The 24,907-nt window shown below is 72.1% G+C and carries 20 protein-coding genes and 1 riboswitch; of the genes, 7 read left to right on the top strand and 13 right to left on the bottom strand.

The features are described 5' to 3' along the window. Positions 1-72: 72 nt before the first annotated feature. The 5 genes from E4198_RS17950 to E4198_RS17930 all read right to left on the bottom strand — a co-directional run bounded on the left by E4198_RS17950 (position 73) and on the right by E4198_RS17930 (position 7,164). On the bottom strand, positions 73-2,844 hold the full coding sequence (locus tag E4198_RS17950; RefSeq protein ID WP_136184058.1) for a LuxR family transcriptional regulator: 2,772 nt from the start codon (positions 2,842-2,844) through the stop codon (positions 73-75). Between the two features lie 379 nt (positions 2,845-3,223). After that, positions 3,224-4,738: an acyl-CoA carboxylase subunit beta gene (locus E4198_RS17945; protein ID WP_247597948.1), complete on the bottom strand. Its 1,515-nt coding sequence runs from the start codon at positions 4,736-4,738 to the stop codon at positions 3,224-3,226. Positions 4,739-4,864: 126 nt separating this feature from the next. After that, the gene (locus E4198_RS17940; protein ID WP_136184056.1) at positions 4,865-5,728 is read right to left on the bottom strand and encodes a metallophosphoesterase; all 864 of its coding nucleotides are present in this window, start codon (positions 5,726-5,728) and stop codon (positions 4,865-4,867) included. Positions 5,729-5,927: 199 nt separating this feature from the next. Beyond that, the gene (locus E4198_RS17935; RefSeq protein WP_247597726.1) at positions 5,928-6,290 is read right to left on the bottom strand and encodes an NAD(P)-binding protein; all 363 of its coding nucleotides are present in this window, start codon (positions 6,288-6,290) and stop codon (positions 5,928-5,930) included. A gap of 271 nt (positions 6,291-6,561) precedes the next feature. Next, entirely contained in the window at positions 6,562-7,164 is a 603-nt protein-coding gene (locus E4198_RS17930) for a response regulator transcription factor (protein WP_136184055.1), read from the bottom strand. Between the two features lie 803 nt (positions 7,165-7,967). Beyond that, positions 7,968-8,125, top strand: a riboswitch (cyclic di-AMP (ydaO/yuaA leader). Positions 8,126-8,127: 2 nt separating this feature from the next. Here E4198_RS17930 and E4198_RS17925 point away from each other — a divergent pair. Next, the gene (locus tag E4198_RS17925) at positions 8,128-8,775 is read left to right on the top strand and encodes a transglycosylase family protein (protein WP_136184054.1); all 648 of its coding nucleotides are present in this window, start codon (positions 8,128-8,130) and stop codon (positions 8,773-8,775) included. A gap of 577 nt (positions 8,776-9,352) precedes the next feature. Beyond that, positions 9,353-10,288: an aminoglycoside phosphotransferase family protein gene (locus tag E4198_RS17920; RefSeq protein ID WP_136184053.1), complete on the top strand. Its 936-nt coding sequence runs from the start codon at positions 9,353-9,355 to the stop codon at positions 10,286-10,288. Between the two features lie 52 nt (positions 10,289-10,340). Here the strand turns inward: E4198_RS17920 and E4198_RS17915 are convergent, their stop codons facing one another. Next, on the bottom strand, positions 10,341-11,447 hold the full coding sequence (locus E4198_RS17915) for a helix-turn-helix domain-containing protein (protein ID WP_136185460.1): 1,107 nt from the start codon (positions 11,445-11,447) through the stop codon (positions 10,341-10,343). A gap of 293 nt (positions 11,448-11,740) precedes the next feature. On the opposite strand from E4198_RS17915, the gene nhaA reads away from it, so the two are divergent. Further along, entirely contained in the window at positions 11,741-13,129 is a 1,389-nt protein-coding gene (nhaA, locus tag E4198_RS17910; protein ID WP_136184052.1) for a Na+/H+ antiporter NhaA, read from the top strand. A 419-nt stretch (positions 13,130-13,548) separates the two neighbouring features. Here nhaA and E4198_RS17905 read toward each other — a convergent pair whose 3' ends face one another. After that, positions 13,549-13,830: a hypothetical protein gene (locus E4198_RS17905; protein ID WP_136184051.1), complete on the bottom strand. Its 282-nt coding sequence runs from the start codon at positions 13,828-13,830 to the stop codon at positions 13,549-13,551. An 89-nt stretch (positions 13,831-13,919) separates the two neighbouring features. Between E4198_RS17905 and E4198_RS24985 the strand changes: the two genes are divergently transcribed. Further along, positions 13,920-14,075, top strand: a complete 156-nt coding sequence (locus E4198_RS24985; protein ID WP_168711464.1) for a hypothetical protein — start codon at positions 13,920-13,922, stop codon at positions 14,073-14,075. 10 nt (positions 14,076-14,085) lie between these two features. Here E4198_RS24985 and E4198_RS17900 read toward each other — a convergent pair whose 3' ends face one another. The 4 genes from E4198_RS17900 to iolC all read right to left on the bottom strand — a co-directional run bounded on the left by E4198_RS17900 (position 14,086) and on the right by iolC (position 18,795). Next, positions 14,086-14,736, bottom strand: coding sequence for a hypothetical protein (locus E4198_RS17900; RefSeq protein ID WP_136184050.1), 651 nt, complete (start codon positions 14,734-14,736; stop codon positions 14,086-14,088). Positions 14,737-14,900: 164 nt separating this feature from the next. Further along, positions 14,901-16,793 (bottom strand): 3D-(3,5/4)-trihydroxycyclohexane-1,2-dione acylhydrolase (decyclizing), encoded by a 1,893-nt coding sequence (iolD, locus tag E4198_RS17895; RefSeq protein WP_136184049.1) that lies wholly within the window; start codon positions 16,791-16,793, stop codon positions 14,901-14,903. Further along, positions 16,790-17,689 carry a 5-deoxy-glucuronate isomerase gene (gene iolB / locus E4198_RS17890; RefSeq protein WP_136184048.1) on the bottom strand — a complete coding sequence of 300 codons (900 nt, stop codon included), beginning with the start codon at positions 17,687-17,689 and terminating at the stop codon, positions 16,790-16,792. Before iolB ends, iolD begins: the two co-directional genes overlap by 4 nt. 74 nt (positions 17,690-17,763) lie before the next feature. Further along, positions 17,764-18,795 carry a 5-dehydro-2-deoxygluconokinase gene (gene iolC / locus E4198_RS17885; RefSeq protein ID WP_136184047.1) on the bottom strand — a complete coding sequence of 344 codons (1,032 nt, stop codon included), beginning with the start codon at positions 18,793-18,795 and terminating at the stop codon, positions 17,764-17,766. Between the two features lie 120 nt (positions 18,796-18,915). Here iolC and E4198_RS17880 point away from each other — a divergent pair, with 120 nt between their 5' ends. The 3 genes from E4198_RS17880 to E4198_RS17870 all read left to right on the top strand — a co-directional run bounded on the left by E4198_RS17880 (position 18,916) and on the right by E4198_RS17870 (position 20,614). Next, the gene (locus E4198_RS17880) at positions 18,916-19,818 is read left to right on the top strand and encodes a sugar phosphate isomerase/epimerase (RefSeq protein WP_136184046.1); all 903 of its coding nucleotides are present in this window, start codon (positions 18,916-18,918) and stop codon (positions 19,816-19,818) included. 227 nt (positions 19,819-20,045) lie between these two features. After that, positions 20,046-20,243, top strand: coding sequence for a MerR family transcriptional regulator (locus E4198_RS17875; RefSeq protein ID WP_136184045.1), 198 nt, complete (start codon positions 20,046-20,048; stop codon positions 20,241-20,243). Positions 20,244-20,395: 152 nt separating this feature from the next. Next, positions 20,396-20,614 (top strand): heavy-metal-associated domain-containing protein, encoded by a 219-nt coding sequence (locus tag E4198_RS17870; RefSeq protein ID WP_136184044.1) that lies wholly within the window; start codon positions 20,396-20,398, stop codon positions 20,612-20,614. A 404-nt stretch (positions 20,615-21,018) separates the two neighbouring features. Here E4198_RS17870 and E4198_RS17865 read toward each other — a convergent pair whose 3' ends face one another. Together E4198_RS17865 and E4198_RS17860 are read right to left on the bottom strand one after the other, a co-directional pair. Then, positions 21,019-22,320, bottom strand: coding sequence for a citrate synthase (locus tag E4198_RS17865; protein WP_136184043.1), 1,302 nt, complete (start codon positions 22,318-22,320; stop codon positions 21,019-21,021). Positions 22,321-22,447: 127 nt separating this feature from the next. Beyond that, positions 22,448-24,733 (bottom strand): ATP-dependent RecD-like DNA helicase, encoded by a 2,286-nt coding sequence (locus tag E4198_RS17860; RefSeq protein WP_136184042.1) that lies wholly within the window; start codon positions 24,731-24,733, stop codon positions 22,448-22,450. Positions 24,734-24,907 lie beyond the last annotated feature (174 nt).

Genomic DNA, 24,907 nt, shown 5'->3' with positions numbered 1-24,907 from the left:
GAGCCTAGGGAGCCGGGCTGCGCGGCGGCAGCCCCGGAAGCCCCCTTGTAGGGGGTTCACCAGGGAATTTCCTCACCGCACGGAAGGCGGAGCGAGTTCGAGTTCGAGCTCCAGCTCGACGGGGAGATCCGTGCGGCTCTTCACCTTGAGCTTGCGGAAGACCTTCGTCAGGTGCTGTTCCACGGTGCTGACGGTGATGAAGAGCTTCGCGGAGATCTCCCGGTTGGTGTAGCCGAGGGACGCGAGCGCGGCCACTTTGCGTTCGGAGAGCGTGAGCACGTCCGTCGCCTTGACCGGGGGCGGCGGCGTGACCGGCCACCGGTCGGCGTCGGAGGGGAGGAGGACGGCGGGCTCCTCCTCCTTCACGGCCGCGGGCTGGGCCGGAGGCTGCGGGGCCCCGCACTCCCGGGCCAGGCGCGCCGCCCGGCGGGAGATCATGCGGGCCTTGCCGACCTCGCCGGCCGCCTGGTGCGCCCGGCCCAGGTCGTGCAGCGCCTGGGCGAGCTGCAGCCGGGCGCCGCGGGCCTGGAGCACCTCGACGGACTCCTGGAGGAGCCGCAGCCGGTCCCGGACACCGGAGGTCGCGGCGAGCAGGCGGAGCGCCGTGCCGTGGGCACGGCCGCGGCGGGAGCCGTCCAGTGCGAGCTGTTCCTCCGCGTAGCGGCGCGCGGTCTGCTTGTCCCCCATGCGCAGGTGCACCTCGGCCAGGTCGTTGCGCCAGGGGAGGAAGGCAGGGGCGTCGATGCCCCAGGAGGTCATCAGCTCCCCGCAGTAGCGGAAGTCGTCGAGGGCGGCCTGGAGACGGTCGGTGGCCAGATAGAAGTGGCCGCGCGCCTGGAGGAACTGGAGGCCGTACCGGGTCTGGAAGGTGCCCTCGGGCACGGGCTTGCGCAGGTACGCGCGGGCGCTGTCGAAGTCGCCCATCGCGGTGGAGACCCGCAGCAGCATCCCGAGCGGTGCGCCGACGACGACGCCCCAGCCGGACATGCCGATCAGCGACAGCGCACGGGCGGCGTACCGTTCGGCCTCGGTCAGTTCACCGCCGCGCAGCGAGATCTCGGCACGGCAGCCGGTGAGGATGGCCTGCCACCAGGCAACCTTTCGGGTGGCCGCCTCGGCGAGCAACTCGTCGCACCAGCGGGCGGCCAGCGGAAGGTGGTCGGTGAAGATCAGCGTCTGGAGCGCGGACGCCACCGGTTCGATGGAGTCGTCGGAGAGCGGGGTGCTCTGGAGGATCTGCTCCGCGACCCGGCTGCACCGCTCGTCCTCCTCCGGCCCCTCGGTGAGGAGGACACTGAGCAGCGTCGCGGCCTGCGTCTTCCGGCCGGGCGGCCGGGCGGTGGGACGGTCGGCGTCCCGGGGGGCCAGTTCGGCTCCGTGCGGCAGGAAGTGCGGGAAGGCGTGCCGCAGCCAGTGCTGGGTGCTGGTCAGCACCGATTCGGCGTGCTCGCTGCGGGGCGGCGTGGCCGCCGCGAGGTGGTCGATGATCTCGGCGCCGTCCCGCATCCGGCCGTGCCACATGCCCACCCGCAGCAGGGCGGTGAGCTGGGAGGTGTCCAGCAGACCGGCGTGGTGGGCGCGCATCAGCTGCTGCCAGTGCCGGTCGACGGCCTCCAGGTCGTTGCGTCGTTCGGCTCGCAGCAGCCGCAGGCGCAGCGCCGCGCTCTCCTCGGGGTCGCCGCACACCGACAGGGCGAACTCGAGGTAGCGCACGGCCGACTTCTCGTCGTCCTCCGCCAGGGCCTCCTCGGCGGCGCGGCGGAGCTCGGCGACGGCCCAGTCGGCGTTGACGCAGCGGGCGGAGACCAGGTGCTCGGCGACCTCGCTGAAGTGGCCGTCCTTGCACATCAGGCGGGCTGCGCGGGTGTGGAGGTCGGAGAGTTCCCCGGTGTCGAGGTCGTCGTAGACGGCGGACCGGGCGTGCGGGTGACGGAAACGGCCGTCGGCGACCAGCCCCACGGTGGCAAGTCCCTGGAGGGCGCGGGTCACGACGTGCGGGTCGCGGTCGAGGAGCTGGGCGATGCGGCTCACCGAACCGGTCGCGTCCAGCACCGCCATCGCGCGGGCGGCCTCCAGCACCTCGGGCCCGCTGCGGTGCAGGCAGGTGAGGACGGCCTGCCGGTAGCTCTCGCCGACCTCCCAGGCGCCGCCGCCGACGTGGTCGAGGGAGTCGAAGTAGTCCTCCACCAGCGCTCGGACGAGGAGCTGGTTGCCGCCGGTGGTGCGGTGAACCTCGGCGGCGATGCTCCGGGCCGCCTCCGGGCCGAGGTGCCGGGAGAGGACCTCGCAGACGCCGCCGATGCTGAGGGGCGCCAGCCGTATGCGGCGGAAGTGCGCCTGACGGACCAGCTCGATACGGCAGCCGACGTGCGTCGGCCAGTTGGAGGCGGATTCCGCGAGGGTCAGCACGATGCGTTCGGAGCGGATGCGGTTGGCGAGCCGCAGCAGCCATTCCATGGACGCGCGGTCGGTGAAGTGGACGTCGTCGACGACGATCACGAGCGGTGCGGTGGTGGAGAGGTCGAGCAGTGCGGTGGCGGCCGCCCGGGCGGTGTTCGGGCCGACGTCCTGCACCGCGAACTCCTCGAGGCCCGGTGCGTCGGCGGGTACGCAGTCGAGGAGCTGACGGACGACGCCGAACGCGTCCTCACGGTCCGCCGTGCTGGCCGTGGCGGACAGGACCAGGCCGCCGTCGGTCGCGCACGCGTCGGTGAAGGAGCGCAGCAGCTCGGTCTTCCCGCTGGCGACGGCCCCGCTGATCAGCGCAATGCGGCCATGCCCCTGGACGCATTCCGAGAATGCCGTCTCGAGAAATCTGATTTCACTTTCTCGTTCCACCAACATTGTCGGGATACACCTTCCCCCGCAATTCCATTCCGAATGCCAAGAAGGGAGCGAGGCCGCCGACCGGACTTCCGTCGAAAATTCTTCCAGCTGAGGTGCGCCGGCAACCTGACGTTCTCTCAATCATGCTGTGACCTGGCCCCTCGTGGTCGTCGAGCCCTGGTCATGCCCGGAACACTAGGCGGCGGTCAGCGGACTGTAAACCCTCGCCCAAGGCACTCCGTGCCACCCCGGAAACCGTCATTGGACGTGACCAATCCGGGCGGGCGGCGCTGCGGGCGCCCTCCGTCGCAGGTCGCACCGTCATGACGTCGGCGGGTCAAATCGGGGCCCGTCACCGGTGAGGTTCAGGCCAGCCCGGCGAATCCCATGACACCTGTCACTGGGGCGGGTTGCCGTGCTTGCGGGAGGGCAGGTCCGCGTGCTTGCTGCGCAGCATCCGCAGCGAGTCGACGAGCACCTGCCGCGTCTGCGCCGGGTCGATCACGTCATCGACCAGCCCCCGCTCGGCCGCGTAGTACGGGTGCATCAGCTCCGCCTTGTACTTCTTGACCATCCGGGCCCGCATCGCCTCCGGATCGTCCGCCGCCGCGATCTGCCGCCGGAAGATCACGTTCGCCGCGCCCTCCGCGCCCATCACCGCGATCTCGTTCGTCGGCCACGCGAACGTCAGGTCCGCCCCGATCGACTGCGAATCCATCACGATGTACGCACCCCCGTACGCCTTGCGCAGCACCACCGAGATCCGCGGCACCGTCGCATTGCAGTAGGCGTACAGCAGCTTCGCCCCGTGCCGGATGATCCCGCCGTGCTCCTGGTCCACTCCTGGGAGAAAACCCGGAACGTCGAGCAACGTCACAATCGGGATGTTGAACGCGTCGCACACCTGCACGAACCGCGCCGCCTTCTCACTGGCCTCGATGTCCAGCACACCCGCCAGCACCTGCGGCTGATTGGCCACGATCCCCACGACCTGGCCACCCATCCGCCCCAGCACGCACAGGATGTTCCCCGCCCACCGCTCGTGGACCTCCAGCAGCTCACCGTCGTCGACGAGCTGCGAGATCACCGCCCTCATGTCGTAGGGCACCTGGCCCTCGGAGGGCACGAGTTCCAGCAGCGCCTCGCTCCGCCGGTCCGCTGGGTCCTCGCAGTCGGTGAACGGCGGCAGTTCGCGGTTGTTCTGCGGGAGGAGGGACAGCAGGTACCTGACCTCCTCCAGACACGTCTGCTCGTCGTCGTACGCGAAATGACACACACCCGACGTCGCCGCGTGCACATCCGCACCACCCAGACCGTTCTGCGACACCTGCGCACCGGTCACCGCCTGCACCACATCCGGACCCGTGATGAACATCTGCGAGGTCTCCCGCACCATGAACACGAAATCCGTCAACGCCGGCGAATACGCCGCACCCCCCGCACACGGCCCCAGCATCACACTGATCTGCGGAATCACCCCCGACGCCCGCGTGTTCCGCTGAAAAATCCCCCCATACCCCGCAAGCGCCGAAACACCCTCCTGAATCCGCGCCCCCGCACCGTCGTTCAACGACACCAACGGCGCACCCGCCGCAATCGCCATATCCATGATCTTGTGAATCTTCGCCGCATGCGCCTCCCCCAGCGCACCACCGAAGATCCGGAAATCGTGGGCGTACACGAACACCGTCCGCCCCTCGACCTCACCCCACCCCGTCACCACACCATCGGTGTACGGCCGCTTCGCCTCCAGCCCGAACCCCGACGCACGATGCCGCCGCAACGTCTCCACCTCACGGAACGACCCCGCATCCATCAGCAGATCGATCCGCTCCCGAGCCGTCAGCTTGCCCTTCGCATGCTGCGCCTCCGTCGCCCGCTCACTCGGCCCCGCATGAGCCTGCTCCCGCATCGCCTGCAGTTCGGTGACCAGGCGCCGTGTGGTGGCTGCGGGCGGCGCATTCTCGGTGCCGCCGTGCGGGACGGTCATCTCACACCACTCCAACTCTGCGACGGCCCGGGCCCCGAGCCGGATCGGTCAGGAAGGGGAACGCGCGGGTTCGGCCTCGGGCAGGACGGGCACCAGCCGACCGGGCACGCCCTGCCGCCGCTGCCACTCGCGCGGGTAGCCGAGCGAGACCTCCCGGTGAGGGACCCCGTCCCGGCTGATGGTCCGTGGGATGTGCAGGTGTCCGTAGACGACGGTCCGGGCCCGGAAGCGCCGGTGCCAGTCGGCCGTGGCGGTCGTTCCGCACCACAACGCGAACTCCGGGTGCCACAGCACGCGTGTGGGTTCGCGGATCAGCGGCCAGTGATTGATCAGGACGGTGTCCCGGTCGGAGGGGATCTCCGCAAGGCGCGCCTCGGTGGCCGCCACGCGCGCGCGGCACCAGGCCTCCCGGCTCGGGTACGGGTCGGGGCGCAGCATGAACTCGTCCGAGCAGATGACTCCGGCCTCGTCGGCGACCCGCAGGGCCTCCGTCTTGTCTGCGGTGCCGTGCGGGCGGAAGGTGTAGTCGTAGAGCAGGAACAGCGGAGCCACGACGACGGGCCCGCCCCGGCCCTCCCACAGCGGGTACGGGTCCTCGGGCGTGACCACGCCGAGGGCACGGCACATCTCGACCAGATGCCGGTACCGCTTCTCGCCGCGCAGCTGCAACGGATCGTCGGGGACGGTCCACAGCTCGTGGTTGCCCGGCGTCCACACCACCTTGGCGAAGCGACGGCTCAGCGTGCGCAGCGCCCATTCCACGTCGGCCGCCGTCTCGCCGACGTCTCCGGCCACGATGAGCCAGTCCTCGTCCGACTGCGGCCTGAGCTCGTCGACGATCCGCCGGTTCTCGGCGTAACGGACGTGCAGGTCGCTGACGGCGAAGAGCCCTCCCGGCCGGTTCTCAGACACACGTCCACTCCATCGCAGACCCCGGAGTGCGACAACCCCTAACCGACGGTCGCGTACCCCTGTCCGGGGCGGCCGGCGTCGTAGGTGTGGAGCGGGGCGCGGTGCGTGCCGCCGTCCGCGCAGTGCAGGGGCACGCCGTCGGCGTCCTCGGTCAGTGCGGTCGCGGTCCGAGCGGTGTGCAGCGCCCCGGCCGGGACGCCTACCCGCAGGGCGGCGCGGAGGTCGGTGTGCCGGACGGCGTAGTGGGGCGCGCCGAGAGCCGTTCGCAGGGAACGCCGTGGGGGATGCGGGCGACGGGACGGCCGTCCCCTCCACGGATCCCGGTCGCCTCCACGCGGCCGGCACAGGCCCTCAGTACGGGTCCGAGGCCGAGCCGGCGCAGGGGCCGGACCGCGTTCGGCGCGAGTTCCTCACCCGCGCCGTCCCCGGCCGACTCCCGCTCCCGCTCGAAGACCTCGCACCGCGTACCGGACGCGGTGAGTGCGGCCGCCGGTGCCAGTCCGCCGATACCGGCACCGACCACAGCGATGCGCGGCCGGTCCTCCACTCCTGCAACGCGCACCGCTCTGCCTTCTCTCCACATCTCAGGCACAGAGGATGTCCACGCCGCGGGGCGGGCACAACGCCGCCCGGAAGGCTGCTGACTTCTGTCGCGTGTGGCATGACATCGGTCATCGTCCCGGCCGTACCGGGTCGCGTCCCGGCCGGGGGTCGCCGCAAGCTGACGTCACCGCAGCGGCGCACCGGCGGCGTCCGGGTCATCCGGGCGTGCGTCGCGGCGGGGCGCCGAATGTGGAGGACTGAGAAGGAGAGGGGCTGAGGCGATGGCGTGGTCAGAGCCAACCGCGGCTGTTCGCTATCCGGGCGGCGTCGAACCTGTTGCGCCCCTCCAGCTTCTTGATGGCGCTGGAGGTGACGTTGCGGACCGTGCCGGGTGACAGGTAGAGCTCCGCAGCGATCTCCTTGATCGGTGCTCCGCCGGCCGTCAGTCTCAGCACTTCTCTCTCCCGGTCGTTCAGCTGGCGGCTGTTGCGGGAGGGAGGGCGCAGCAGGGACGGGTCGATCGTCGGACAACCCGCCACGATGCCCCGGATGGCATGCACCAGATGAGTTAAACGGGCGTGGTTCGGGATGACGCTGAAGACGCCGGCCATGGCGCGGTCCAGGACCGCCCTGCTGGGCTCGGCCGCGATGACGGCGATGCCGCAGTCGGGTGCGGCGGCGCGCAGTTCGTCGGCGAGGTGGAGCTCGTCGCGACCCGTGGTGGTCGCGCCGAGGACGGCGACGGTGGGACGTACGCGCAGCACCGCCGGGACGATCTGCCGGCTGTCGTTGACGGTCTCCACGACGTCGAAGTCCCGTACCTGCTTGAGGGTTTCGGCCAGAGTCTCCGAGATCAGGCGACGTTCGTCGGCCACTAGGATGCGAATTGTCACTGCTTGAACTCCCCGCGTGGACCCGGTGAGCCCGTGGTTCCCAGGCACGCCGAAGTCCCAGCTTGAACGTGAACATACACTGGCCCGTACCGCGAAAACGCCCCGGAGGGTGCCACCCCTCCAACCCCAGTGTCGGCACAAATTCAAACGAACAGCAGAACCCTCTCGGACGCTCTGCCGTGCTCCACCCCTGTCGGTTCACCCCCGTTCGGCGTTGCTCCAGGGTGGAGATCCAAGGCGATCGACCACACCGCCTGCGTTCCGTAGAGTTACAGACCGACTTGAGACCGGTCAATGGCCCTTCACAAAGAGAAGGCGCCCAGGATGTCGCTCTACCTCCCGCTATGCCGGGAAGGCCGATGTCGATTTGAGCTGGACCTGAGCTTCTCCGGTGTGCTACCTACGCGTAGCCGACACGCGCGTATCAGCTGTAACACCCACGACTCCGCCCCGGCGCTTCCACGGTCGCACTCCCTCTCTTCACAAGGTGAACGTCCGGACCCCTGCCTCCCGGCCCATCCCTCCCCGAGTGCGATCGACCGGCTCGACGCCACGTCAGGAGAAGGGCTGCGGCGGCGCGTTCGGTCTCCCTCCAGAGGAGTGACGCTCGCGCGGCGGCATGCACGTCCGACACACCGTCACCACCTGCGGAATCACCGGTTCGGCGCAACACCGGAACACCCGGACGTCCTGTATGTCGGTTTTTGAACACTCCGGTGCGATGTGCTTACGGTCGCATCGCTCGTCGCCTGACGGGCACCGCGGCCGTCACGCCGAATCCTGCCGGCGGCCGGGGGCACTTCGTCGCGTGAGCGCCGTAGGCAGGAGCGGGGGACCCAGGTAGGCCGCCGCACCCGAAGGAGGGAGCGGCTCGGGGCGTATCCGCCCGCGTCAGCGGACGGACGGGCACTCTCCGGCCCGAGCCCGACAGCTCACCTCGCAGGCGTCGGTGAGGAGACGAACATGCTGTTCACTGGCAAGTACCGGGCACACCTGTCCAGCACCCGCGCACGCGTCGCGGCCCTGGTGAGCACGGCGGGAGCCGCGGTCGCGCTTCCGCTGATGTCGGCGTCCAACGCCAGAGCCGCTTCCGTCGACACCTGGGAACAGGTCGCCGCATGCGAGTCGAGCGGAAACTGGCGCATCAACACCGGCAACGGCTACTACGGCGGGCTGCAGTTCTCCCAGTCCAGCTGGGAGGCCGCCGGCGGCACGCAGTACGCCCCGCGTGCGGACCTGGCCAGCAAGCAGGAGCAGATCGCCGTGGCCGAGAAACTGCTGGAGATGCAGGGCCCGGGTGCCTGGCCGGTCTGCGGCAGCGAGGGCGGGCTGACCGCAGGGGCTCCCCCCGCGGAGGCGGCTCCCGACACCGGTGTGCCGGACCAGCAGGCGACGGAGCCGACGGCACCGTCGGCTCCCCAGCAGCAGTCCCAGCCCGTGCAACCGGTGCAGCCGACCGGGTCGGACTACACCGTCCGCTCGGGTGACACCCTCGGCGCCATCGCCGTCGCGTACGGCACCACCTGGCAGCAGATCTACGAGGACAACCGCTCGGTCGTCGGCGACGACCCCGATTTCATTCTTCCCGGTCAGCAGCTCGTGATCCGCTGACCCGCCGTCAGGCCGCCCGCACGACCTTTCCGGCCCCGCGGTCCGCGCCCGCCCGGCTCCCCTCCGGCGCAGGCGCGGACCGCCCCCCCCGTCTCCTCCCCGTTCCTCCACCCCCGAGGCAAGAACCGGGCAACCAGGCCCGGCAGTCGCCCTCCCCCGGCCGGGCGGGCCGGGATCTCCCCGGCGCGGGCCGCCCTCGGGCCGCAGGCGGCTCCGGCGTACCGGCGCCGATACCCCCACCCCCGTGGGAGGTATCGGCGCCCACGCCTTTCACCTGCACAGACAGCCGGTGTCCGATCCCCTCCCATGGGCGGACCCGATCGGACCGGCGCGGGAACCCGGCGCTTGACGCGCCGAGGACTCCTGCGCCGCACCCCCGTGCCGACTGCCTTGCGGGCCTCATCGTGACACGCGGCGCAGGACCCGCACATTGCCAGAACCCGGCAAAGTTCACGGCGCGTTGACGTCCGACTCCAGCGAGCACGCCCCCGTTCCGCCCCGGCGGGGCGCTCAGTGGTTCTCCTACATCGGCGACGACGGGGAGCCTCCCCTCCACGCGCGGCCGTACGTTGCACCGATGACACGTGAAATCCCGCTGCTGTTCGCGCGGAGCATCGTCGACCGGGAGGGGGCCTCCGGCGAGAGATGGCTGGCGGACCTGCCGGGCATCGTGGAGGCCCTGCTGGGCCAGTGGGGCTGCGTACCGGACGGCGAGGCGGCGCACGGCGGCATCGGGGTGGTCATCCCGGTGTCCGGGCCCGCCGGGCGGCGCTGCGTGCTGAAGGTGTCGTTCCCGCACCCCGACCGCGTCCACGAGCCGGACGCGTTCGCGATATGGGCCGGGCGCGGAGCCGTCCTGCTGCACGAACGCGACGACGGCCGGTGCGCGATGCTCCTCGAGCGCGCCCGCCCCTCGACGCTGGCCGACGTCGCGGACGGCGACGAGGTGATGGAGGTCGCCGGACGGCTCAGCCGCCTGCTCGCCGTGCCGGCTCCGCCCGGCCTGCCCAGGCTGCGGGACCGGGCCGACGCCTGGGAGGAGCAACTGCTCAAGGACGCCGCGGAACTGGAGCCGCGGCTACCGGATCACCTGGTGGACGCCGCCCTGGCGACCGTCCGCGAACTCGGCCGGGACCAGCCGGACACGCTGCTCCACGGCGACCTGCACGAGCGCAACATCCTGCGCGCCGACCGGGAGCCGTGGCTGGCCATCGACCCCGAGGGCTGGGCGGGGGACCCCGCGTTCGACGCCGGGACGCTGCTCAAGTCCCGCGCCCTGACATTCCTGACGACCGGCGAGGTGCCGAAGGCCGCCCTGCTCCGGGCGCTGAACGTGTTCGCAGACGCCGCGGAAGTCGACCGTGAACGGGCCCGTCGCTGGGCCCAGCTGCACGCCGTCCAGGACGCGTTCCACGGGCGCCGCCACGGCATCCGCACGGGCACCGGCCCCTCGGGACTGGACTGGCTCACCGCGCTCGGCGACCACGTGGCCGAGTCTCTGACGCAGCGGTAGGGACCCTGGCTCCCGGCCCCGGCCCGTCCTCGCCTCGGGGAAGGCAGCCTCGTCACAGCCCGTCGGCGGGCCAGTTCAGCAGGCGCGCACCCATCGCGGCGGTCTCCAGGGTGTAGCGGTGCAGGGCGTCGCCGGGGTCGTATCCCGTGAGGCTGCGGATGCGCTCCAGCCGGTACGACAGAGTGCGCACGCTGACGCCCAGCCGGCGCGCGGCCTCGGCGTTCACGTAACCGGCGGCGGCGCACTCGGACAGGGTCTCGAGCAGGGGTTCGGCGCCGCCGCGCGCCTCCATCAGCGGGCCGAGCACGGTGCGGACCAGGTCGGCCATCGCCTCCCGGTCGCGCAGCAGCACCGGAAAGACCAGGAGTTCCGACGCGTGCAGCCGCACGCCGTCCAGACCCAGGCGGTCCGCGAGGTCGAGGGCGTTCAGCGCCTCCTCGTAGGAGCGGACCACCCCGCTCGCACCGCTGTGCTGCCGCCCGAACGCGACCCGCCGGGCCGGGGCGTAGGCGGGCCCGCCCGCCTGCGCGTGCGCGGCGAACGCCTCCAGCACGGTGGCCTCGGTGCTGGGCGCGATGCACACCAGCCGGCCGTCCTTGGTGGACAGCAGCACGTCCCGCTCGCCGAACCGGCCCAGCAGCTCGCGCTCGATCCAGCGCACCTTGGGGTGCACGTCGTCGTACTTCTCCGGTCCGCTCGCCACCGCCACCGCGTGCGCGCCCGCAAGCCGCAGCCCGAAGCGCTGCGCGCGTTCGGCGAGGCGGCCCAGGTCGCTGCGCCCGTACAGCAGGTCGTCGATGAACTCGCGGCGCTCGCCCTCCTCCTGCCGCATGGCGAAGCGCAGCGCCCGCTCGTGCCCCTCGCCGAGCGCGGCGACCGCGGCGTCGAGCGCGGCGAGCAGGGCGTCGCCGGTACGGGCCCGCTCAGCACCCGTCGCGGAGCGGGCGATGCCGGGCAGCGAGCCCCACAGCGCCCGGGTGGAGCCGATGTACAGGCCGGCGAGGCGCCGCAGGCCGTGCCCGCGCTCGGCGGCCCGTTCGCCGAGTTCGCGGAACGCGTCCAGTTCATCCCGGCGCGGCAGGCGGCCGGTCTCGGAGACCTCTGTCAGCAGCTCCGGGTAGGGACCGAGGAACTCGTCGGAGATCGCGTCGTCCTGCACCGTGGCGTCCGCCCCCCTGGCGTCGTTCGGCCGTGCTCCGGCCCTGTTCGGGGGCTCAGCGTAGGCGAGCGGGATCTTCGGGGCCACGGACGGGCCCGGCACCGATGGCGCGTCGCGACCCCCGAGGGCGAGCCCGACGGCGATCGAGGTGCCGGCGACTGTGACGGCGACCACTGTGCCGACCTCGGGTGATGCGTATACGGTGGAGGAACAACGTCAAGATCGCACCATGGTGAGCCGGGAAGTCTGGTCGGCAGCGCTTCGCCCTGCCCAGACGCACTCCGGAGTCCCTGATGCGCCTCTTTTCCGACAAGCAGCCCACAGCCCTGTTCGGGCTGCCCTCCGCCCGTGAACGGAAGCTGCTCACCGACGCGCTGCGCACCGAGACGGCCGGCGGCCTCCTGCTGCTGATAGCCGCGGTGGTGGCGCTGGTCTGGGCGAACAGTCCGCTCGACGACGTGTACGAGACCGTCCGCGACTTCCACTTCGGCATCCCGGCTCTGGGCCTGGACCTGTCCGTCGGCCACTGGGCCTCGGACGGCGTCCTCACCATCTTCTTCTTCGCCGCGGGCATCGAGCTCAAGCGCGAACTGGTGGTGGGCGAGCTGCGCCGGCCCGCCGCCGCCGCGCTGCCGATCGTGGCGGCCGTGTGCGGCATGGTCGTGCCCGCGCTGTTCTACGTGGGAGTCAACGTCGCGGGCGGCGGGCAGCTGGACGGCTGGGCGGTGCCGATGGCCACCGACATCGCCTTCGCGCTCGGCGTGCTGGCCGTGATCGGCACCAACCTGCCGTCCGGCATCCGCGCCTTCCTGCTGACGCTGGCGATCGCGGACGACCTCGGCGCCATCCTGGTCATCGCCGTTTTCTTCACCTCGACGCTGAACCTCTTCGCCTTCGCCGGAGCGGTCGCCGGCCTGGTCCTCTACTGGCTGCTGCACCAGAAGCTGCGTGTCCACGGCTGGTACGTGTACGTGCCTCTCGCCGTGGTGATCTGGGCGCTGATGTACAACAGCGGCGTCCACGCCACCATCGCCGGTGTGGCGATGGGTATGCTGCTGCGCTGCACCCCGCGCAACGGCGAGGAGACGTCGCCGGCCGAGCACATCGAACACCTGGTGCGTCCGCTGTCCGCGGGCTTCGCCGTGCCCTTCTTCGCCCTCTTCGCGGCGGGGGTGAGCGTGTCCGGGTCGGCGCTGGCCGAGACCTTCCGGGAGCCGGAGGCCCTCGGGATCATCCTCGGCCTGGTCGCGGGAAAGTTCCTGGGCATCTTCGGCGGCACGTATGTCGCGGCCCGCTTCACGAAGGCCAAGCTCAGTCCCGGCCTGTCCTGGACCGACGTGGCGGGTCTCTCCCTACTCGCCGGCATCGGCTTCACCGTGTCGCTGCTGGTGGCCGAGCTGGCCTTCACCGACGCGGCCACCCGGGAGCACGCGAAGGCGGCGGTGCTGATCGGCTCGCTGATCTCCGCGGTGCTGGCCTGCGTGCTGCTGAAGCTGCGCGACGCGCAGTACGCGAAGCTGTGGGAGGACGAGATCCGGGACGAGGACCTCGACGGCATACCGGACATCGACCAGCCGGAGGACCTGGAGCACCGGCCGACGGAGTACAAGCGCCGCGCGATGGCCGCCGCCAAGGCCCGCATGGAGGCGGAGGCCCAGCGTCGCGTGGAGCAGGAGGAGTAGGGCAATCCGGTCCGGGTCGGGCCGGTCGGTCCGGTCAGCCCCGTCCTCCCGGTCGAGATCGACACGCAGGAAGCGCGACCGGTACCGGGCCACGTCCGCCTGCACGGCGCTCGGGTCGCCCACCACGTCGACGTCGCAGGCGAGCAGCAGCCCGGGCCCGTCGTGGTCCCCGTGGGCCTGCACGTTGTACGCCGTCGCCCAGGCCTGCCGCCGCCCGGCGGCAGGCCGGGGACGGTCACCGCGTCCGGCCCGTGCGGTGTGCACGACCGGTACGACACGACCGTCTGCGAGGGGCGCCCGTCCGGCCCGCCCGCATCCATGCTGAACCGCAGCCACGTGCCGCCGGGTCGTCGAGGCTGCCGCACGGGGCCCGCGCCACGTAGGTGCGGGACGGGCCGCCGCCCTCCGCACCCCGCTCGTCAGACCCCGAAGACGTAGGTCCAGCCGCCGTCCCGTACCGCCGAGGTGCCCCACAGGACGCGATCCCCCGGCGGGGACGAGAGCGGCGGCCGGTGCACCTCGGGGATGTTCTCCAGGCTCGGCCCGGGCAGGGACAGCATGGCCACCTCCGTCGCCCGCGGGACGCCGAAGAGCCACGGCGCTCCGGCCGCCTCCCGCTGCCACAGCAGCACCCGCACCACCCGCGCGCCGGAACCGGGACGGCGCGGCTCCACCACCGCGTCGACCGGCCACCGCCACACCTCCCGGCCGTCCGGCGTGGCCGTGCCGGGGAAGAGGGCGGTGGGGCGGCCGTCGGCGGCCGGGAGGTCGCCCGTGAGGGTCCGCGGGCGTGACGCCCCGGCTGGACGTCACCCGGCAGCGCGACGACCAGCGCGGCGACCACCACCAGCAGCAGCACGAGCGGCACGGCGTGCCGCGGGCGCGGCGGGCGCCACCCGAGGGCCTGGGGTCGTACGGCCGGTCGCTCCATCACGCGTCAGCGTAGGACCTGCCGGTCAGCACCAGGGGATCTCCGCGCACCGGGAGGGGGTGGGCCAGCTGGAGGGCCAGGAGAACGAGGGCCGGGGAGTGGTGGGGGCCGGTTCCGGTACGGCCGGAGTCGGGGCGGGCGGCGTCGGCGACGGTGGCGGCGGTGACGGCTCCGCCGTCTTGGTGGAGGGCGCGGGGCGGGGGTCGGAGCCGGCGATCCGCGGGCTGGGCGTGCCGGAGGGCGTCGGGGCGGAGTCGCTCGGGCGGTCCGTGCGGGGCTGCTCGGTGCGGCGGGTCCCGGGCGTGCCCCCGGCCTGTTCACCGGCGGGCGCGAACACCAGGAAGCCTCCGCACGCGAGCGCGGCGACCAGGACCGCCGCAGCCGCGCCCTTGGCCAACGGCCCGCCCCGGCGACGCCGGTCCGGTACCGCGGGCGGCTCGGCCGGAGGGACGGCGCCGCCCCTCGGTGCGGCGGGCACCGCGGGCGGCAGCGGTCCCGGGCCGACGGGCGGCACACCCACGGATATCGGCGCCGCGTCGGGGGCGTCCGCCTCGGGTGGCAGCGGGCCGGGCCCCGCTGCGGAGCCGTCCGGCTCCACCGGCGTACCGCAATCGGGGCAGCACAGCGACCCGTTGAGGGTTCTCCCGCAGGTCTGGCAGGAGGTGGCGGGTGTCATGGGCGGTCACCTTGTCGCGACGGGCCGGGCGGGGGGCCGCTGCATCCTCCCACCCCCGCCCGGACCGCGGGCAACCCCCGTACGCCGGGATCGCGTTCGCACCTCCGGTCGCTGACGCACCGTCATGCACGTGCCGGGGCACCGCCGGCCAGGGCCCGTGAAGGTCACAGGTGCCGACGGCGGTCGGCGGCGTGCCGGTCGTACTCCCGGCGCGCCTCGACCGCGGCCGGCCGGCTCGCCGTCTCGGCGACGGGCACGTCCCACCAGGCCTGCGGCGCCAGCGCCTCGCGCACCCGGGGGCGCTGGTCCGCGTCGGCGGCACGCGTCTCCACGTACACGCAGGTGGGGCGGCTGGACGCGCGCGCCGCGCGCAGCGCGGCCCGCAGTTCGTCGACCGTTCCGGCGCGCAGCACCTCCAGGCCCAGCGAGGCGGCGTTGGCGGCGAGGTCCACGGGCAGCGGGTCGCCGGTGAAGCGGCCGTCAGCGTCGCGGAAACGGTAGGCGGTGCCGAGGCGTTCGCCGCCGGTGGCCTCGGACAGACCGCCGATGGAAGCGTAACCGTGGTTCTGCACCAGCACCACGTTGATATTCAGGTTCTGCTGGACGGCGGTCACCAGTTCGGTCGGCATCATCAGGTATGTGCCATCGCCGACCAGCGCCCACACCGTGCGGCCGGGAGCGGCGAGGCGGACGCCGAGGGCGGCGGGGATCTCGTAACCCATGCAGGAGTACCCGTACTCCACGTGGTACTGCTGCCGGGAGCGGGTGCGCCACAGCTTGTGGAGGTCGCCCGGGAGCGAGCCCGCGGCGTTGATCACCACGTCCTCGTCGCCGACGACGGAGTCGAGCGCACCGAGGACCTGCACCTGGGTGGGCCGCACCCCGCCGTCCTCGGCTCCCAGCGCCGTCTGCACGAGGCGGTCCCAACGGGCCTTCGCCCCTTCGTACTCCGTCTCGTACCGCGTCGGCACCCGGTGGCCGTCCAGTGCCCCGGCGAGGGCCTCCAGACCGGCCCGGGCGTCGGCGACGAGGGGCAGTCCGCTCATCCGGCCGCCGTCGCACGGCGCGATGTTGAGGTTGACGAAGCGGACTCCCGGCTGCCGGAAGAGCGTCATCGAGGCGGTGGTGAAGTCGGTCCAGCGGGTACCGACGCCGAGCACCACGTCGGCCTCGCGGGCGCGGTCGTCGGCGTTCGGGGTACCGGTGTGGCCGATCCCTCCGAGGTCGCAGGGGTGGTCGTGGCGCAGGGAGCCCTTCCCGGCCTGGGTGGAGGCGACGGGGATGCCGGTGGCCTCGGCGAAGGCGGCGAGGGCCGCCTCGGCCCCGCTGTGGTGGACGCCGCCGCCGGCGACGATCAGCGGGCGTTGCGCCGCGCGGAGGACGGCCGCCGCCTCGGCGAGGGCGTCGGGGTCGGGGAGCGGGCGGCGCACCCGCCAGACGCGTGGCGCGAAGAAGTCCTCCGGCCAGTCGTACGCCTCGGCCTGCACGTCCTGCGGCAGGGCGAGGGTGACGGCGCCGGTCTCCGCCGGGTCGGTGAGCACCCGCATCGCCTCCAGCGCGGCGGGGATCAGCACCTCGGGGCGGGTGATCCGGTCGAAGTAGCGGGAGACCGGCCGCAGCGCGTCGTTGACGGACACGTCGCCGGCGTAGGGGACCTGGAGCTGCTGGAGCACGGGGTCGGCGGGGCGGGCGGCGAAGACGTCGCCGGGCAGCAGCAGTACCGGCAGCCGGTTGACGGTGGCCAGTGCGGCGCCGGTGACGAGGTTGGTGGCGCCGGGGCCGATGGAGGTGGTGACCGCGTGGGTGCGCAGCCGATCGCTCTGCCGTGCGTAGCCGACGGCCGCGTGCACCATGGCCTGTTCGTTGCGGCCCTGGAGGTAGGGCATGGCGTCGCCGCTCTCCAGCAGCGCCTGTCCGACGCCGGCCACATTGCCGTGGCCGAAGATGCCCCAGCAGGCGGTGACCAGGCGCTGCCGGACGCCGTCCCGTTCGGTGTGCTGGGCGGCGAGGAAGCGGAGCAGGGCCTGGGCGACGGTGAGCCGTCGGGTCGGGGTCATCGGGGCGTCTCCTCCCGGGCGGTCGTCAGCGGCAGCCGCGGGTCGATCTCCTGGTCGCGCCAGCTCCGCCGGATCCAGGCGTGGTCGGGGTGGTCGCGGATCAGCCACCGGCGTTCCGTGTCGGGGCCGGCCATCACGTTGAGGTAGTACATCGGGTGGCCGGGGGCGGCGATGGAGGGTCCGTGCCAGCCGTCGGGGATGAGGACCGCGTCACCGGTGCGCACCTCGGCCAGCACGTCGGTGCCGGCTCCCCGACCCGAAGGGGTGACGCGCTGGTAGCCGACACCCTCGGTGCCGTCGTGCGGGGCGATCTCGAAGTAGTAGATCTCCTCCAGTTCGCTTTCCTCCCCGGGCCGGTGCTCGTCGTGCTTGTGCGGCGGGTAGGAGGACCAGTTGCCCCCGGGGGTGAGGACCTCGACGGCGATCAGCCGGTCCGCCTCGAAGACGTCCGCGGCGGCGAAGTTGTTGACCTGCCGGGAGCAGTTCCCGGCGCCGCGCAGTTCGACGGGGACGCCGGACGCGGGCCCGTAGCGGGCGGGCAGCCGCTCCGTGCAGCGTGCGCCGGCCAGGGCGAAGCGCCCGCCGGCGGAGCTGTCGATGCGGACGTGGGCGTCCCGGGGTACGTAGGCGAAGTCGGTGACGGCGGTGAACGGGGACGCGCGGCCGCCGAGGAGGAACGTCTCCCCGTCGGCGTTGACGCCGCAGCCGCCGGACAGCGGCAGCACGATCCATTCGCTGTCTCCGGTGTCGAAGCGGTGGCTGCCGCGTGGCGGGAGTTCCAGCACACGCAGGGCGGAGTGCCGCCATCCGGCGTCAGCGGGCGTGATGTCCAGCCGGTACGGGCCGGGGGCGGCGTCGGCCGGGGTGCGGTGGTGGTGGCCGTGGTGCGAAGTCATGTCGTTCAGCCTCCCCCGGGAGGGGCGTGGTGATGACTTCCCGCGCGCGGATGCGGTGAACCCGGGCCGGGGTGTCAGCCGGTCGGCGTGCGCGCGGGCGGGTTCCCGTCGGGTGCGCCGAGGAAGTCGTCCAGCTCGGCGTCGGTCGGCATGGCAGTGGAGCAGGCGAGGCGGGAGGCGACGAGAGCACCGGCCGCGTTGGCGCGGCGCACCGTGTGCTCGAGGTCCCAGCCGGCGAGCAGTCCGTGGCACAGCGCGCCGCCGAACGCGTCGCCGGCACCCAGGCCGTTCAGCACCTCCACCGGGTGCGGCGGGACCTGCACCCGGGTGCCGCCGCGGTGGGCGGCGAGGACGCCGTCGCCTCCGAGTTTCACGACGGCGAGTTCGGCGCCGCCGTCCAGCAGGGCGTCGGCGCAGGCGGCGGGGTCGCGCACGCCGGTGGCGACCTCGCATTCGTCGAGGTTCCCGACCGCCACGGTGGCGTGTGCGAGTGCGGCGCGGTAGATGGGGCGGGCGGCCTGCGGGCCGTCCGGCCAGAACACCGGACGCCAGTCCAGGTCGAGGACGGTGGCGACGGTCCCGGGGTCCCGGTCCGCTCCGCCACGGGAGTCCGCTCCGCCGCCGCGGGCCGCCAGGGCGGCCAGGGTGGCTTCGCGGCTCGGTTCCTCGCACAGACCGGTGCCGGTGGCCCAGAAGACGCGGGCGTCCCGCACACCCGCCAGGTCGAGTTCGCCGGCGACGATCCGGAGGTCGGGAGCGGACTGCCGGTAGAAGTACAGCGGGAAGTGGTCGGGAGGGAAGATCTCGCAGAAGGTCACGGGCGTGGCCAGACCGGGCACCGGCGTGACCCAGCGGTCGTCGACGCCGAAGTCGGTCAGGGCGCGGTGGCAGTAGTCGCCGAACGGGTCCTGCCCGGTGCGGGTCACCACGGCGGTGCGGCGGCCGAGCCGGGCGGCGGCGACGGCCACGTTCGTCGGGGAGCCGCCGAGGAACTTGCCGAACGTCTCGACGTCGCTCAGCGACACGCCTGCCTGCAACGGATAGATGTCCACGCCGATGCGTCCCATGGTGACGACGTCGAAGCGGTCGGCGGGCGGGGCGGTCATCGAATCGGCCCTCCTGTGGCGTGGACGGGGGTGATCGCACACGGCTCGGTGTCCCATTGTGGACCTGGGCGGTGGTGGCATGGGTAGTTTGAGGCGACAGCGACGTGAGGAGTCCTCTCCATGACCGTCACCCTCGACCGCCTGCGCGTCGGCTCCGCACCCGACTCGTGGGGTGTCTGGTTCCCCGACGATCCGCAGCAGGTCCCCTGGCAGCGCTTCCTGGACGAGGTCGCGGCGTCGGGCTACGAGTGGATCGAGCTGGGTCCGTACGGCTATCTGCCGGTCGATCCGGGCCGGCTGGCCGACGAGGTGGGCAGGCGGGGGCTGCGCGTCTCGGCCGGCACCGTCTTCACCGCCCTGCACCGGGGGCCCGCCGTGTGGGAGGAGACCTGGGCGCACGTGCGGCGCGTCGCGGAGCTGACCCGCGCCATGGGTGCGGAGCACGTGGTGGTGATCCCGTCGTTCTGGCGGGACGACCGGACCGCGCGGGAGATCGAACCGCCGGAGCTCACCCCCGGGCAGTGGCGGCACCTGGCCTCCGGCATGGAACGCCTCGGCCGCGAACTGAGGGACGGGTACGGCCTGGACATCGTGGTGCACCCGCACGCGGACACGCACATCGACACCGAGGAGCACGTCGAGAGGTTCCTCGACGCCACCGACCCGGACCTGGTCGGACTGTGCCTGGACACCGGCCACTACGCGTACTGCGGCGGAGACAGCGTCAAGCTCATCGAGACCTATGGCGAGCGCATCGGCTACCTGCACCTGAAACAGGTCGACCCGGAGGTGCTGGCGGACGTCCGGGCCCACGGGACGCCGTTCGGGCCGGCGGTGCGGCAGGGCGTGATGTGCGAGCCGCCGCGCGGCGTGCCGGCGCTGGAGCCGGTACTGGCGGCGGCGCAGAAGCTGGGCATCGACATGTTCGCGATTGTGGAGCAGGACATGTACCCGTGCCCGCCGGAGCAGCCGATGCCGATCGCATTGCGCACCCGGCGGTACCTGCGGGGCTGCGGGGCCTGACTCCCGCCCGTACGTGTGGAGTCGCGGGTCAGCACCCGGCCGGACGCCCCCTCACGCCCGCCGTGCGGAGGGCCGTTCGGCCGGTTTCCCGGGGGTCACCGGAGTCACTGTTTCGCGCCTCCCGCGTCACGGGGTGGCTACAGAGCCTCGCGGCGGTGACCGGAGGTCGCCTTCCGGTCACAGGGTGGCCCGGGCAATACCGCCGCCCCGTGGGAGGTGCAGGGACATTGACCGACCGTCGGCTCTGGTCCTACAAGGAGATCGCCGCGCACATCGGCGTCCAGCCGGACACCGTGCGCTCGTACCGCAAGCACGGCCTGCTGCCGCCACCGGACCTGGTGGAGGGCGGCAGGCCGTACTGGTGCGCGGACACCGTGCGGGAGTGGGTGGCCCGGCGCCCGGGAAACCGCGGGGGACGGCGCTGAGGGGCACGGCGGCGCGATGGGCGGGGCGAGCGGGGGAGTGCCCTCGCGCCCCGCCTCCCAGGAGGATCGCCTGCGGTGCGATACCCTTGGGGGGTATCGACCGAGGTATCGACGACCGGAGAAGAACCGGCCCGAGGGCGAGGAGCACTGCGATGAGCACCGTCACGACCACCTACAAGGTCACCGGCATGAGCTGCGGCCACTGCGAGAAGGCCATCACCAAGGAGGTCGGCGGCGTCGCCGGCGTGACCGCCGTGCAGGCCGACGCCAAGAGCAGCCTGGTGACGGTGACCTCCGCCGCCGAGCCGGACGACACGGTGATCGGCGTCGCGGTGGACGCGGCAGGTTACGAACTGGTCGGGCGCGCCTGAGACGCCGCCCCCCACGGGCGGCGCGACACGCACACGGAAAACGCCCCGGCCGGCAGGTCCCCCCACGGGCCCACCGGCGGGGCGTTTCCATGTCCCGGTCATGGATTCCCCCCACGGGATCCTGGCCGGGTGCCTTCGGGTGCATCCGCTCCGGGAGGGCCGCTCAAAGCTCTTTCGGTCCGGTTGCACCGTGAGCCGACTCCGCCGGGTGTCGACTCACACCCCTAAGACCCACGACCCCCGCAAAGGGTTGGACTCCTTTTACTGTGACCTGCGTCACATTTTTGCACCCTCTTCACCACTGGCGCCATACCCGCACACCGCGTGCGAACAGAACGAGCCGAGGCCCCGGTCCGGGGACCGAGGCCTCGAAGGGCGGTGCGGGACGCGGGGCGCGGGACGCGTCAGCGGGACTCGACGGGGACGTACTCTCGCTCGACGACACCCGTGTAGATCTGCCGCGGACGGCCGATGCGGGAGCCCGGTTCCTTGATCATCTCGTGCCACTGGGCAATCCAGCCGGGCAGCCGGCCGATGGCGAACAGCACGGTGAACATGCTGGTCGGGAAGCCCATCGCGCGGTAGATCAGGCCCGTGTAGAAGTCCACGTTCGGATAGAGCTTGCGCTCGACGAAGTAATCGTCTGCAAGCGCGTGCTCCTCCAGCTTGAGCGCGATGTCCAGCAGCTCGTCGCTCTTGCCCAGGGCGGACAGCACGTCGTGCGCGGCCGCCTTGATGATCTTCGCGCGCGGGTCGAAGTTCTTGTAGACCCGGTGGCCGAAGCCCATCAGCTTGACGCCGTCTTCCTTGTCCTTCACACGGCGGATGAAGGAGCCGACGTCGCCGCCCTCGCGCTGGATGCGCTCCAGCATCTCCAGCACGCTCTGGTTGGCGCCGCCGTGCAGCGGGCCCCACAGGGCGTTGATGCCGGCCGAGATGGAGGCGAACATGTTCGCCTGCGAGGAGCCGACCAGGCGGACGGTGGAGGTGGAGCAGTTCTGCTCGTGGTCCGCGTGCAGGATGAGCAGCTTGTCCAGGGCGCTGACCACGACCGGGTCCAGCTCGTACTCCGCGGCGGGGACGGAGAACGTCATCCGCAGGAAGTTCTCGACGTAGCCGAGGTCGTTGCTCGGGTACACGACCGGGTGGCCGATCGCCTTCTTGTAGGCGTAGGCCGCGATGGTCGGGAGCTTGGCGAGCAGCCGGATCGTCGAGAGGTGCCGCTGCTCCTCGTCGAACGGGTTGTGACTGTCCTGGTAGAACGTCGACAGCGCGCTGACCACCGAGGACAGCATGGCCATCGGATGGGCGTCGCGCGGGAAGCCGTCGTAGAAGCGCTTGACGTCCTCGTGCAGCAGGGTGTGCCGGGTGATCTCGTTCTTGAAGTTCGCCAGCTGGTCGACGGTGGGCAGCTCGCCGTTGATGAGCAGGTAGGCGGTCTCGATGAAGGAGCCGCGCTCCGCGAGCTGCTCGATCGGGTAGCCGCGGTAGCGCAGGATGCCCTGCTCACCGTCGAGGTAGGTGATGGCGGACTTGTAGGCCGCCGTGTTGCCGTAACCGGAGTCCAGGGTCACCAGACCGGTCTGAGCGCGCAGCTTGCCGATGTCGACTCCACGGTCGCCGACCGTGCTGTCCACCAGCGGGTAGCTGTACTCGCCGTCCCCGTACCGCAGTACTACGGCGTTGTCATCGCGGTTGTCGCTCACTTCTTCCCTCACCGACGTCGTGCCTCTTCTTCGAGGTGCCCTGACTCTCTCCACTGTCCCCCATCCGGTGCCGTGCGGTGCACTCGGGGTCGGCGAACGGGCCCCACGGTGGCACGGAGTGCCGCCGTCAGGACCATCCTGCACCCTCCCGGGGGCGCTGGTCACCCCCGCCGACACGGGCACCTCCCCCGCCCGGCCGGGGAGCGGGCACCGCCCCACTCAGCCGGTGGTCCAGCGCCGTGCACCGCCGGCCCGCCGACACCGTGCGCACCGCCTGGGCGATCGCCCTGCGTGCACCCACCAGAACGACCAGTCGCCTGGCCCGCGTGACCGCCGTGTAGAGGAGGTTCCGCTGGAGCATCATCCAGGCACTGGTGGTGACGGGGATCACCACCGCCGGGTACTCGCTGCCCTGCGAGCGGTGGATGGTGACGGCGTAGGCGTGGGCCAGTTCGTCCAGTTCGTCGAAGTCGTACCCCACCTCCTCGTCCTCGTCCGTGCGCACGGTGAGGCGCTGCTCCTCGGCGTCGAGCGCGGTGACGACGCCGACCGTGCCGTTGAAGACGCCGTTCGCCCCCTTGTCGTAGTTGTTGCGGATCTGCGTGACCTTGTCGCCGACCCGGAAGACGCGGCCGCCGAACCGCTTCTCCGGCAGGTCCGGCCGGGCGGGGGTGACGGCCTGCTGGAGCAGCCCGTTGAGCGTGCCGGCGCCGGCCGGGCCCCGGTGCATGGGGGTGAGCACCTGTACGTCCCGTCGCGGGTCGAGCCCAAACTTCGCCGGGATGCGCCGGGACACGACGTCGACAGTGAGCCGGCCCGTCTCCTCGGTGTCGTCCTCGACGAAGTGGAAGAAGTCCGGCAGGCCATGGGTCACCGGGGGCACACCGGAGTTGATGCGGTGCGCGTTGGTGACGACACCGGACTGCTGCGCCTGCCGGAAGATCCGCGTGAGCCGTACGGCCGGGACCGGGCCGCCCTCGGCGAGCAGGTCCCGCAGCACCTCCCCCGCGCCGACGGAGGGCAGTTGGTCGACGTCGCCGACCAGCAGCAGATGGGCGCCCGGGGGCACGGCTTTGATCAGCTTGTTCGCCACCAGCAGGTCGAGCATCGACGCCTCGTCGACCACCACCAGGTCCGCTTCCAGGGGACGGTCCCGGTCGTAGGCGGCGTCACCGCCGGGCTTGAGTTCGAGCAGCCGGTGCACGGTGGACGCCTCGGCACCGGTCAGCTCGGACAGCCGCTTCGCGGCCCGGCCGGTCGGCGCGGCCAGCACCACACGCGCCTTCTTCGCGCGCGCCAGCTCCACCACGGAGCGCACCGTGAAGGACTTTCCGCAGCCCGGGCCGCCGGTGAGCACGGCCACCTTCTGCGTCAGCGCGAGCCGGACGGCCTGCGACTGCTCCGGGGCGAGGTCGGTGCCGGTGCGACGGCCGAGCCAGCCCAGCGCCGCCTCCCAGTCGACGTCGCCGAAGGCGGGCAGCCGGTCCTCGTCGGTCCGCAGCAGCCGCATCAGCTGCGCGGCGAGGGAGATCTCGGCTCGATGGAAGGGCACCAGGTAGACCGCGGTCACCGGCTCCCCGTCCTCCCCCGGCACCCGCTCCCGCACCACGCCCTCCTCGTCCTGCGCCAGCTCCGTGAGGCATTCGATGACGAGCCCGGTGTCGACCTGGAGGAGCTTGACCGCGTCGGAGATCAGCTGCTCCTCGGGGAGGAAGCAGTGGCCCTGGTCGGTGGACTGCGAGAGGGCGTGCTGCAGGCCGGCCTTGACCCGCTCCGGGCTGTCGTGCGGGATGCCCAGCGCCTGCGCCAGCCGGTCCGCGGTGAGGAAGCCGATGCCCCAGACATCGGCGGCCAGCCGGTAGGGCTGGTTCTTCACCACGGAGATGGAGGCGTCGCCGTACTTCTTGTAGATGCGGACGGCGAGCGAGGTGGAGACGCCGACGCCCTGGAGGAAGACCATCACCTCCTTGATGGCCTTCTGTTCCTCCCAGGCGGCGGCGATCTTCTTCGTCCGCTTGGGCCCCAGGCCCGGCACCTCGATCAGCCGCTGCGGCTCCTGCTCGACGACGTCCAGGGTGTCCAGGCCGAAGTGGTCCACGATCCGTTCGGCGATACGCGGCCCGATGCCCTTGATCAACCCCGATCCCAGGTAGCGGCGGATGCCCTGCACCGTGGCGGGGAGCACCGTCGTGTAGTTCTCCACCGTGAACTGCCGCCCGTACTGGGGGTGCGAGCCCCAGCGCCCCTCCATCCGGAGCGACTCGCCCACCTGCGCGCCCAGCAGCGAGCCGACGACGGTGAGCAGCTCACCGCCCCGGCCGGTGTCCACCCGGGCGACGGTGTAGCCGTTGTCCTCGTTGGCGTAGGTGATGCGCTCGAGGACACCCTCGAGCACGGCGGGCTGGAACGACATGTGACAGACCGTAGCCCCCGCCACCGACAGTCCGCACCGGTGCGGCGGCGGCGAACGGCAGGAGACGACCGAGTGTCACCCTCCGGGGTGAGATTCCGGGCGGGGTCTTCCGCCGTCGACCCGGAGGCACCTATCTTTGACTCAGTCAAGTTTCTCGGGGCTTCCGGGCTCCGG

This window comes from Streptomyces sp. RKND-216 (genome assembly GCF_004795255.1).
Lineage (GTDB): Bacteria > Actinomycetota > Actinomycetes > Streptomycetales > Streptomycetaceae > Streptomyces > Streptomyces hazeniae.
Note: the sequence above shows the minus strand (reverse complement) of the source record. Positions and strands in the feature narration are given on the sequence as shown.

Bases quoted from the DNA above. Each gene is read 5' to 3' on its own strand.
- E4198_RS17880 (WP_136184046.1), top strand. From the start codon at position 18,916: ATGACCGTCACCCTCGACCGCCTGCGCGTCGGCTCCGCACCCGACTCG.
- E4198_RS17945 (WP_247597948.1), bottom strand. From the start codon at position 4,738: ATGCGGGAGCAGGCTCATGCGGGGCCGAGTGAGCGGGCGACGGAGGCG.
- E4198_RS17860 (WP_136184042.1), bottom strand. From the start codon at position 24,733: ATGTCGTTCCAGCCCGCCGTGCTCGAGGGTGTCCTCGAGCGCATCACC.
- E4198_RS17925 (WP_136184054.1), top strand. From the start codon at position 8,128: ATGCTGTTCACTGGCAAGTACCGGGCACACCTGTCCAGCACCCGCGCA.
- E4198_RS17870 (WP_136184044.1), top strand. From the start codon at position 20,396: ATGAGCACCGTCACGACCACCTACAAGGTCACCGGCATGAGCTGCGGC.
- E4198_RS17900 (WP_136184050.1), bottom strand. From the start codon at position 14,736: ATGACACCCGCCACCTCCTGCCAGACCTGCGGGAGAACCCTCAACGGG.
- iolD (WP_136184049.1), bottom strand. From the start codon at position 16,793: ATGACCCCGACCCGACGGCTCACCGTCGCCCAGGCCCTGCTCCGCTTC.
- nhaA (WP_136184052.1), top strand. From the start codon at position 11,741: ATGCGCCTCTTTTCCGACAAGCAGCCCACAGCCCTGTTCGGGCTGCCC.
- E4198_RS17920 (WP_136184053.1), top strand. From the start codon at position 9,353: ATGACACGTGAAATCCCGCTGCTGTTCGCGCGGAGCATCGTCGACCGG.
- iolB (WP_136184048.1), bottom strand. From the start codon at position 17,689: ATGACTTCGCACCACGGCCACCACCACCGCACCCCGGCCGACGCCGCC.
- E4198_RS17950 (WP_136184058.1), bottom strand. From the start codon at position 2,844: ATGTTGGTGGAACGAGAAAGTGAAATCAGATTTCTCGAGACGGCATTC.
- iolC (WP_136184047.1), bottom strand. From the start codon at position 18,795: ATGACCGCCCCGCCCGCCGACCGCTTCGACGTCGTCACCATGGGACGC.